Source organism: Corallococcus exercitus, assembly GCF_003611585.1.
In the GTDB taxonomy this organism is placed as follows: Bacteria; Myxococcota; Myxococcia; order Myxococcales; family Myxococcaceae; genus Corallococcus; species Corallococcus exercitus.
Genome location: NZ_RAVW01000363.1, coordinates 1 through 10,164, shown reverse-complemented (window position 1 = coordinate 10,164; position 10,164 = coordinate 1). Strand labels below are relative to the sequence as shown.

Genomic DNA, 10,164 nt, shown 5'->3' with positions numbered 1-10,164 from the left:
CTCCCGGGAAGCCGAGCTGGCGCGCGCCGAAGCCGACATGGCCCGGCTGGAAGCACAGCTCGCTGAACAGGTGGCCCGCGCCACCGCCGACGCCGCCGCGTTGGCCGAACGGCTTGTCCACGTGCGTCAGGCCCTGGCCCGGCCAGAGCACGCCGGGGACTCGCGCCTGTCCCAGTGGGCCATGCGCCTGGAGGACACCGAGTCCCCCGAACCGCCCCCGGAGCTCGCGCGCCTGCGCGAGAAGGCCCTGGACGCGCGCGAGGCCGCGCTGGACACGCGCCGGCAGGCCGGGCTGGACCTCCAGTCCGCGCTGCGCGTGCAGCAGGAGGACGCCGCCCGGGTGGAGAAGGCGCTGTCGTCCGCCGAGTCCGACCTGAAGCGCGTGGAGGCCGCCGCGAAGGCCCGCGCTGAGGCCGAGGAGAAGGCCCGCCGCGCCGCGGAAGCCGAGACCCAGAAGGTCGTCCCGCCCCCGGGGCTGAAGCCGTCCGGGGCGAGGACGTCCAGGGAGACGCCGACGCGCGAGGAGCGGCCCCCGGCCCGGGCGCCCGTGGCTACCACCCCGGCGAAGAGCGACGGGCGCAAGGCGGGCCGGGTGCGGATGCACACGACCATCGACACGCGCAGCGACTCCAACTTCTTCACCGGCTTCTCCATGGACATCAGCGAGGGCGGCATCTTCATCGCCACGGTGGAGGCGGTGCCGCGCGGCACGCCGGTGGAGCTGGACTTCACGCTGCCGGGGGGCCGGCCGCTGACGGTGAACGGCGTGGTGCGCTGGGCGCGCGACGGCAACGACCGCACGCCGGACCTGATGCCGGGCGTGGGCGTGCAGTTCACCACGCTGCCGCCGGAGGTGGCGAACGCCATCTCGTCGTTCGTGGCCACGCGCGACCCGATGTTCTACCCGGACTGAGCGGCGCGGGGTTCTGCTAGGAAGCCCGGGCATGATCGACCACCTGAGCTTCTACGCGACCGACTTCGCAGCTTCGAAGGCCTTCTACGAAGCGGTCCTGCCCGCGCTGGGCGCGGGTCTCGTGATGGAGATGACCGCCACCTGGGACGCGGAGTTCCCCACGCGCCGCATGGCGGCCTTCGGTCCGCCCCAGCGTCCGGTGCTGTGGATCATCGAGACGAAGACGCCCGCGTCGCCCCGGCACGTGGCCTTCACGGCGAGTGGGCCGGCGGCGGTGGACGGCTTCCACCAGGCGGCGCTGAAGGCGGGCGGCAAGGACAACGGCGCGCCGGGAAAGCGGCCGCACTACCACGCAGGCTACTACGGCGCGTTCGTGTTGGACCCGGACGGCAACAACGTGGAGGCGGTCCACCACGGCGCGCCGTGAAAGGCTTCAGGTGCCCCAGGGGCGCAGGGGCCGGAGCAGCCCCGCGTCCTGGAGGCGCGCCTGGACGTCCGCGGCCAGGGCGACGTGGGCCGGATTGGAGACGGTGAACTTCTCCGGCGTGAGGGTGATGAGCGTGCCCCGGTTCTCCAGGTGTTCCACCTGGACGGGCGCGGGGAGCGGGGGGACGGGGCCACGGAAGTCGGCGAAGTACATGACCCAGCCGACGAAGGAGCCGGGCTCTGAGAATTGACCGACCTTGATCTGTTCCCGATACGCGTGGGAGGTCGCAATGCCGACCTCGGGCTCCCATGCAAGGGCCATGGCCCGTACTACGCCGGTAAGAACCGGAGCGGTCAGCACGCGCTCCGCGACCTGGCCCGTGCTGAGCGCATTGAGGACACAGACGGAGGCCATTCGCGAAGAGGCACTCCCACAGTTGCCATTGATGCCCGAGGTTTCTTCTTCGTTCTCGCCTGCCCAGAGGGGAAAACTCGACCAGTCACGGAATCGATTGCTCTTCTTGCTCAGGAGTTTCGTGAGCGTGGCGACGTTCACAGAGACCTGACGCTGGCGGGCCTTCTCGAAAGTCGCTGCAGCTTCATGCCAGCGGTTCCACGTCGGCTCTAGCGGCTCCATCTGTCGAAGGAACTCCTCCAGGCGCTGGGCGCAAGCTTCGACGGGCTCAGGCCGAGCCAGCCAGTAGCAGCCTGCGTAGTACGTCTCAATCATGGCCTCAACGCCTCCTCAACGGACGGGCTGGATGTGTACGACCTCAATCATGATGTTCTCGCCTTCGAATGTTGCTCGAAGGAGGTCGGCGAATCGCTTCTCCGCGATAATCCAACGAATGTGCCTTCCATTCGCCATGTCCAACTGACGCCTGGCCTGCACGATCGTCTTGATGAAGCCTTGATAGAACTCCTTGACCGTCATGTCGTCCTTGATGAACTTCGCATAGCCCGGGCCCTTGGCCTCCAGCAGCAGGTCCTCCACCAGGTCATAGCCGTCGAAGTCCACCACCGTGTCCCCATCCTGCAGCCGGTACGCGGAGCCCTCCGGTGCTCCCGTCACCTGCGCCTGGTACTCGCGGGCACGCGGGGACATCGACTCATTCACCTGCACCCATTTGCCCGGGCCTCCTGAGCTGCTCGGAGGCGGGCCCATCGCCGCCATCGTCACCGCCGTGGACGCAAGCGTCACCTCCACCACTCCGTCCACCACCGCCACCGCGCTCACGTCCAGCACGCGCGCCACGCTGAAGCCCGCCTGCGCCGTGCCCAGCCGCACCGCGTCCGGGAAGCCCGGCATCAACGTCAGCGCCGATGACAGCCCCACCGTCACGCCGTGACTCACCAGCACCGTGACGGCGAGCACGAAGATGCGCGCCACCTCCGGCCCCAGGGCCTGCGCGAAGACCTCCGCCGCCTCCTCCAACTCCTGGAACGTCGTGGCCCTATCGGTCGCCGCCTTCAGCGCACCGCACGCCCGAACCACCGTGAGGAATGACTGCACGCCCACGTACGCCAGGAACACGGCGGCAATCACCGCCGCAGCCTTGGTGAACAGGGGCTCCGGTGCCGCAGCCAGCACCACCCAGGACGCAATCGCTCCCGACACCACGGACACGAAGAACGACGGGTTCAACGTGTCCTCCAGCGCCTCACCGATGCTCGCGCGCAGCGGATCCAGCGACATGCCCACCGCGAGCGTCAGCCGGTCCAGCTCACCGAAGCCCGCGCCGTCCTCCAGCAGGGACAGACAATCCCCCGGTGCCTCATGCGCGCGGCACCACCGGCCGTACCGGTCCCGCAGCATGAACCCGAGCCCCCGATCCAGCTCCGCGCCCTTCCTCGCGACCGCGCGCACGACCCTCGACGGCCGCACCGTCAGCGGCACCTCCAGCACCAGCCGCGTCAGCGCCTCCTCGAACTCACGCGCGCTGACCGGCACCCTTCGGTCCCACGTCGAAGGGGCGTACGTCCGCGTCCCCCGCTCCGTGCGCAGCCGCACCGTGGGCCCACCGGCGCAGCCCGTGATCAGCACGACCAGCAACCCCCACACCCCGGCCGCACGCACGTTCATCCGGTCCCGCTCCTGTGATACCCGCGACACTCCGCGACAGGTGCCTTCTCCAGCCACCCCACCAATGCTATGCGCCTCCCGGCAATCCATTTTTAACAAGAACAACTAGACTTCACCGGGAGAGTTACCTTGAAGCGCTTTTCCCTCATCGCGTCCTTGGCCCTGACGGGCGTGCTGTCCGCCTGCGGTCCGGGCGAGACGCTTGAATCCCAGCGGGTGCCCGCGCAGGACGTGGGCAGCAGCACGGCGGCGCTGGACTGCGCCGCGCTCAGCAAGCCTGTGTATCACCGCGTCCGTCCGTCCTCGGGCGACAGCCTCCTCACCCTCAACGCGACGGAGGCCGCCAACGCGGCCACGACCTACGCGTATACCGACGACCTGGGCACGCCCTTCAAGGCCGCGAGCGCCTCCGGCACCGGCCTGTCCCCCGTCTACCGGCTCTACAGCCCCGGCCGGGGTGAACACATCGTCACCATCGACGCCACCGAGCGCTCGAACCTCATCGCCTCCGGCTTCACCACCGACGAGGGCGTGGGCTTCTATGCCTCCAAGACGGCGGACGCGTGCCTCGTGCCCGTCTACCGCTTCGACAACCCGGGCCTGAGGAAACACCGCCACGCCGTCACCCAGGCGGAGCGCGACGCGCTCACCGCCGCAGGCTGGACCAACGAGGGCATCAAGTTCTACGCCGCGCCTGGCGCCGTGGACACGAAGTTCACCTTCGTCGTCATCCCCGACACGCAGATCGAGACCGTCTACTACCCCACCCGGCTCACCCAGCGCATGCAGTGGATCGCCGACAACAAGACGGCCCAGGACATCCGCTTCGTCCTGCACACCGGCGACCTGATGGACTGGGACACGCCCGACCACCTCTACTACCAGCGCGCCAGTGACTCGTACCAGGTGCTCGACAACGCCCAGATTCCCTACGCCATCGCCCTGGGCAACCACGACACGGCGGCCGTGTGCCAGGGCGGCAGCGCGTGCCCCGGCAACGTCAACGCCAACCTGCGCAACACCACCACCTTCAACACCTACTTCCCGCTGTCCCGCTTCAAGGCCCTGGGCGGCGTGTTCGAGTCCGGCAAGTGCGACAACGCCTACCACACGTTCAGCGCGGGCGGCCTGAACTGGCTGGTGCTGAACCTGGAGCTGTGGGCCCGCACGGACGCCGTGAACTGGGCCAAGACCGTGCTGGCCCAGTACCCCCGGCACAACGTCATCATCATCACCCACTCGCACCTGAACGGCAGCGGCGGCATCGAGCAGTCCAACGGCGGCTACGGCAACAACAGCCCCCAGTACGTGTTCGACAACCTCATCAAGCAGTACGCCAACGTGCGCTTCGTCTTCTCCGGCCACGTGGGCAACGCCGCCTACCGCACCGACACCGGCGTGAACGGCAACACCCTCTACCAGATGCTCAACACGTTCCACGACGGCACCACCAACCCGACGCGGCTCGTGGAGGTGGACACCGCCGCCAACACCATCAACACCCGCGTCTACGCGCCGCTCACGAACACCGAGCGCGCGGACGGCGTGAAGGCGTACAGCAACGTGAACTGGGTGCGCTGAACCCACTCCGCCACGGCTGAGCCATGCGAGCCCGCTTCCTCAATGAGGGAGCGGGCTTTGTCATCCGTGGCAATCCCAGGGGTCGCTTGGTATTGAGGCCCGGCCTTGAGTGACAGCCCGACACCTCCTCCCGGTTCTCCCCTTCCGTTCCTCGCCGGTGGCGGGGAGATGGGGGAACGGATGCGCCGGCAGGACTGGTCCTCGACGCCCCTGCCGCCTCCGGAGGCCTGGCCCCACTCGCTGCGCGCGCTGGTCCGCATGATGCTGGACGCGAGCACGCCCATGTTCGTCGTCTGGGGCCCGGAGCTCTGCTACCTCTACAACGACGCGTACCGCCCCTTCATCGGCGTGCGGCACCCGGTGCTCGGCGAGCCCTGCGCGCGGGTGTTGCCGGACGTCTGGCCGGCGCTGAAGCCGCTCCTGGAGCGCTCGCTCGCGGGGGAGACGGTCGCCTTCGAGGACCTGCCGCTCACCGTCACGCACCAGGGCGTTCCGGAGGAGCGCTGGTTCACGTTCGCGTACGTGCCGGTGCGGGACGACGCGGGCACCGTGCAGGGCGTGTACTGCGCGCCGCTGGAGACGACGGGGCGCGTGCGGGCGGAGCGGGAGAAGGAGGCCGCGCTGGCCACGCTGCACCTGGCGCAGCGCGCGGGCGGCGTGGGCGTCTTCGAGTTGGATCAGGAGACGCGCACCGTCTACACGTCGGAGGAGTTCTGTCACATCTGGGGCATGCCGGTGCGCCCCGCGTATCCGCTCGCGGAGCTCATCGCGCGGCTGCACCCGGACGACCAGCCCCGCATCCGCACCGTGGACAACATCCTGTCCCGCAGCGCGCTGGAGTACATCGAGTACCGCGTCCGGCGCGACGACACCGGCGAGGAGCGGTGGATCGCCCGCCGCGGCGAGGCCCCTCGGGAGGGCGTGCGGCGGCTGCCCGGCGTCGTCTACGACGTGACCGACCAGAAGCGCGCGGAAGCCGCGCTCCAGGTGCTCACCGCCCAATTGGAGCAGCAGCTCAGCGCGCGCACCGCGGACCATGACCGGCTGTGGCGGCTGTCGCAGGAGCTGATGATGGTGTGCGGGCTCGACGGCGCCATCTTCACGGTGAACCCGTCCGCCACGCGCATCCTCGGCTGGACCGAGGCGGAGATGGTGGGCCGGACGGTGAGGGACTTCCTCCACCCGGACGACGTCGCACCCAGCAGCGCGGAGATGCGGCGGCTGGCCGCGGGCATCACCACGCAGGCCTTCGAGAGCCGCTTCCGGCACCGGGACGGTTCCTACCGGTTGCTTGCCTGGACCGCCGTGCCGGACGAGGACCGCGTCCACGCCGTGGCGCGCGACGTCACCCGGGAGCGCGAGGCGGCCCAGGCCCTGCGCCAGGCCGAGGAGGCCCTGCGCCAGGCCCAGAAGATGGAAGCGGTGGGCCAGCTCACCGGCGGCATCGCGCACGACTTCAACAACCTGCTCCAGGGCATCATCGGGTCGCTGGACCTGGTGCAGCGGCGCGTGAGCCAGGGGCGCACGGACGAGCTGGGCCGCTTCGTCACCGGCGCGAAGGCCTCCGCGCACCGGGCCGCGGCGCTCACGCACCGGCTGCTCGCCTTCTCCCGGCGGCAGCCGTTGGATCCACGCCCCACGGACGTCAACCAGCTCGTCGTCTCCATGGAGGACCTGCTGCGCCGCACGCTGGGGGAGACCATCCAGCTGGAGCTGGCGCTCATCCCCACGCCGTGGACCACGCTGTGCGACCCGAACCAGCTGGAGAACGCGGTCCTCAACCTGGTCATCAACGCGCGCGACGCGATGCCCTCGGGCGGACGCCTGCGCATCGAGACCGGGAACGCCCAGGTCGAGGTGCCCACGGGCGGCGACCTGATGCCCGGCGCCTACGTGCGCGTGAGCGTCACCGACACGGGCACGGGGATGCCGCCGGAGGTCATCTCGCGCGCGTTCGAGCCCTTCTTCACCACCAAGCCGCTGGGCCAGGGCACCGGCCTGGGCCTGTCGATGATCTACGGCTTCGCGCGCCAGTCCGAGGGCTCGGCGCGCATCGAGAGCGAGCCCGGCAGGGGCACCACGGTGTCGCTGTACCTGCCGCGCTTCCAGGGCGCGCCCGGCAGCGAGTCCCCGCCCTCGCAGGCCCTGGGCGAGGAGCACCGCGCGCGCGGCGGCGAGGTGGTGGTGCTGGTGGAGGATGAGCCGGTGGTGCGCGCGCTCATCGTCGAGGTGCTCCGCGAGTGGGGCTACCAGGTGCACGAAGCCGAGGACGGTCCCTCCGGCCTGCGCCTGCTGGAGTCCCTGCCTCAGGTGGACCTGCTGGTGACGGACCTGGGGCTGCCCGGGGGCCTCACCGGGCGGCAGCTGGCGGACCTGGCCCGGCAGCGGCGCCCGGCGCTCAAGGTGTTGTTCATGACCGGCTATGCCCAGGCGGCGGCCCAGGCGTCCGGGTTCCTCCAGCCGGGCATGGAGATGATCACCAAGCCCGTGGCCATGGACCTCTTCGTGTCCCGCGTGCGACGGATGCTGCGGGATGCGTAGCGCTCACGGCTGGTCGGGATTGCCGATGTTCTGGAAGGGATTGAACGTGTACGTCGTGGAGAACTGCGACGACGGGCTGAAGTAGTACGCGGCCAGCTTCGCGGGGTCCTTCGCGATTTCACCGCGCAGGATGGGGCCGTCGTTCTGGTCGTCCCAGCCCCAGGGCGCGTTCGCGGAGTTGGTGCCGCAGTTGCCCGCCGTCAGCCCGCAGCCGCCGCCGGTGTCGCCCCGGAACGTGCCGTCGGAAGAGAACAGCGTGGTCAGGTCGCGCCGCGTCCAAAGCCCGTCCGTGGGGCTGTAGATGTCCAGCAGCTTGTAGCGCACGTCCGAGTCCGTGGCGGACGACGGCTGCTCCGCCAGCGTGAGCGACGGGTAGTACTTCACGCCGTCCCCGTTGATGTCGAAGTACGGCCACGCCTTGAGGCCGTGGCCCTTGGCCTCCTGCGCGGTGATGGGGTGCGGCAGCCCTTCGAAGGAGGCCATGGACAGCGTGCCGTCGATGGACTCCGAGCCCGACGCCAGCGGGCTGCCGGACGGCACGTAGGAGAAGAAGTCCTTGTGGGCCACCGTCACCGCGCCGACGAGCGCGCCGTACTCGCTGCCGTCGCGCTTCACGATGAGCAGCACGCCCTCGCCGTCGTTCTCGTGCTCGGTGTCGAAGATGGAGTCGGACCAGTCGCGCGGATGGAAGAACGTGTAGAGCAGGTACCAGTGCGTGGAGGTCTCCACCACGGACTGGTACGCGTGCGCGGTGAGCGCGCGCGAGCCGGTGTTGTCCCAGTTGTTCGTCCCGCTCCAGTCCCCGTCGAAGTCCACGCGGGTGAGGAAGTCCGACTTGCCGCTGAGCGAGTGCGAGCCCGTGACGTCCACGTCCTGGTAGTGGATGGGCGCCCAGCGCTTCGTGAGCGCCGCGCGCGCCGCGGACGAACCCACGCCGTTCAACAGCGCCTGCCGGCCCTGCGCGAACACCTCCGCCTCTTCATCCAGCACGCCCTCACCGCAGGCGGACAGCCACGTCAGGGCCATGGTGACGGCCGCGAACCTCAGGACAGGGGGAAGACGGCGCAGCGGTGAACGCATGGGGAACCGGCCTTTCCTTGGGGGAAGGCGGTCATCAGACATCACCGTGGAATCTTTGTGAACGGAGGTTTGCTTGAATTTCTTGTCAAAGCCGTATGGCTTTCGGATGGCTGACCGGCACGAGCACCACGCTCTACGTCAGCCCACCGTCTCACCGCGTAAACACACGGTCCCGGTCTGTACACCGCGCGAGTTGGCGAGGCGGCGTCTCAGAGGGAACAGCCATGGAACATGGCGGGCCCGGATGATGCAGAGCCGGGCTGCCATGATTCCTGACCTCGCCCGACTCGCAGCCAGGGGAGAATCCGTCACACTCGAGCTGAAGCGTTCGACAGGCGAATTGCGTGAGGCAATGCACACGCTCTGCGCCTTCGCGAATGGCCAGGGAGGCCGGGTGCTCCTGGGCGTGAAGCCGGGCGGAGAGCTCATCGGCCAGCAGGTGAGCGAACAGACCTTGCATGACATCGCGACCGCGCGGGAGCGCTTCGAGCCCCCGCTCGACCTCCACATCCAGAGTGTGGAGGTCGCCGAGGGACGAAGCGTCCTCGTGCTCACCGTGGGCGGCATCAGTGACTCCGTGCCGTACACGTTCGACGGCCGCGCCTACGAACGGGTGGGGAACACGACTCGCAAGATGGCGCAGGAGCGCTATGAGCTGCTGTTGCTGGAGCGCGCGCACAGCCGTCGCCGTTGGGAGAACCAGGAGGCCGACGAGGTTCCACTCCAGGAGCTCGACCGCGAGGAGGTGCTGCGCATCGTCGAAGCGGCACGCTCCGCGGGGCGTCTCGTGGGACCGGTGGGACGGGGCCTGCCCGAGCTGCTCGACCGTCTTGGCGTCCGCCACAGGGGCAGGCTCCTTCGCGCGGCGGTCGTGCTCTTTGGCAAGACCTTCCTCCCGCACCATCCGCAGTGCGAGCTGCGCATGGCCCGGTTCCGAGGCACCGACAAGACCGAGTTCCTGGACCAACGCAACGTGCGCGGACCGGCCTTCCGGTTGCTCGAGGAAGCGGAGCTGTTCTGTCAGCGGCATTTCCCGTTGGCCGGCCGCATCGAACCGGGTCGCCTGCAGCGTGTCGACCGTCCGCTCATTCCGCCGGATGCAATGCGCGAGCTGCTGGTCAACGCATTCATCCATCGTGACTACAGCATCGCGGGTGGCGCGGTATCGCTCGCCATCTTCGATGACCGCGTGGAGATCTGGAGTGCGGGGCGATACCCCAAGGGCATCACGCCTGAATCGCTCACCCGTCCGCATCTCTCGGTGCAGCGCAATCCCATCATCGCGGAGGTCTTCTATCGCGCAGGGCTCATCGAGAAATGGGGCCGGGGCACGAATCGCGTCGCCGAGATGTGCCGCACCGCCGGACTCTCCGCCCCGGAGTTCGCCGAGGTCACCGGCGCCGTGGTCGTCACGCTGCGGGTGAGTGTGGGACAGACCCTGGCCGCGGATCGGGGGGAGCTGCCATCCAATTTTGGAGAGCCACTGGCGGATTGGGGGGAGTTCCCATCCGATCGGGGGGAGCTACCGGCGGATCGGGGG

8 protein-coding genes are annotated in these 10,164 nt (G+C 69.2%); 5 read left to right on the top strand and 3 right to left on the bottom strand.

The genetic code is table 11. From position 1 onward, the window contains the following. Together D7W79_RS32155 and D7W79_RS32150 are read left to right on the top strand one after the other, a co-directional pair. On the top strand, positions 1 to 913 hold a 913-nt coding region (locus D7W79_RS32155; protein ID WP_120529187.1), incomplete at its 5' end, for a TIGR02266 family protein. 31 nt (positions 914 to 944) lie between these two features. Then, entirely contained in the window at positions 945 to 1,340 is a 396-nt protein-coding gene (locus D7W79_RS32150; RefSeq protein WP_120529185.1) for a VOC family protein, read from the top strand. Positions 1,341 to 1,346: 6 nt separating this feature from the next. On the opposite strand, the gene D7W79_RS32145 is transcribed toward D7W79_RS32150, so the two are convergent. Beyond that, a complete protein-coding gene (locus D7W79_RS32145) occupies positions 1,347 to 2,069 on the bottom strand; it encodes an immunity 52 family protein (RefSeq protein ID WP_120529184.1) in 723 nt (240 codons plus the stop codon). Between the two features lie 15 nt (positions 2,070 to 2,084). Continuing rightward, positions 2,085 to 3,422, bottom strand: a complete 1,338-nt coding sequence (locus D7W79_RS32140) for a restriction endonuclease fold toxin 5 domain-containing protein (protein WP_120529183.1) — start codon at positions 3,420 to 3,422, stop codon at positions 2,085 to 2,087. A gap of 129 nt (positions 3,423 to 3,551) precedes the next feature. On the opposite strand from D7W79_RS32140, the gene D7W79_RS32135 reads away from it, so the two are divergent. Together D7W79_RS32135 and D7W79_RS32130 are read left to right on the top strand one after the other, a co-directional pair. Continuing rightward, positions 3,552 to 5,003: a metallophosphoesterase gene (locus D7W79_RS32135; RefSeq protein ID WP_120529182.1), complete on the top strand. Its 1,452-nt coding sequence runs from the start codon at positions 3,552 to 3,554 to the stop codon at positions 5,001 to 5,003. A gap of 180 nt (positions 5,004 to 5,183) precedes the next feature. Then, positions 5,184 to 7,544: a PAS domain-containing hybrid sensor histidine kinase/response regulator family protein gene (locus D7W79_RS32130; protein ID WP_208729891.1), complete on the top strand. Its 2,361-nt coding sequence runs from the start codon at positions 5,184 to 5,186 to the stop codon at positions 7,542 to 7,544. A gap of 3 nt (positions 7,545 to 7,547) precedes the next feature. Here the strand turns inward: D7W79_RS32130 and D7W79_RS32125 are convergent, their stop codons facing one another. After that, complete coding sequence (locus D7W79_RS32125; protein WP_120529180.1) at positions 7,548 to 8,624, bottom strand: hypothetical protein; 1,077 nt, start codon at positions 8,622 to 8,624, stop codon at positions 7,548 to 7,550. A gap of 265 nt (positions 8,625 to 8,889) precedes the next feature. On the opposite strand from D7W79_RS32125, the gene D7W79_RS32120 reads away from it, so the two are divergent. Beyond that, positions 8,890 to 10,164: ATP-binding protein (locus D7W79_RS32120; protein ID WP_158617099.1), on the top strand; the 1,275-nt coding region annotated here is incomplete at its 3' end.

Coding starts and splice junctions, on each gene's coding strand:
- D7W79_RS32125 (WP_120529180.1), bottom strand. CDS start 8,624: ATGCGTTCACCGCTGCGCCGTCTTCCCCCTGTCCTGAGGTTCGCGGCC.
- D7W79_RS32150 (WP_120529185.1), top strand. CDS start 945: ATGATCGACCACCTGAGCTTCTACGCGACCGACTTCGCAGCTTCGAAG.
- D7W79_RS32130 (WP_208729891.1), top strand. CDS start 5,184: ATGCGCCGGCAGGACTGGTCCTCGACGCCCCTGCCGCCTCCGGAGGCC.
- D7W79_RS32140 (WP_120529183.1), bottom strand. CDS start 3,422: ATGAACGTGCGTGCGGCCGGGGTGTGGGGGTTGCTGGTCGTGCTGATC.
- D7W79_RS32145 (WP_120529184.1), bottom strand. CDS start 2,069: ATGATTGAGACGTACTACGCAGGCTGCTACTGGCTGGCTCGGCCTGAG.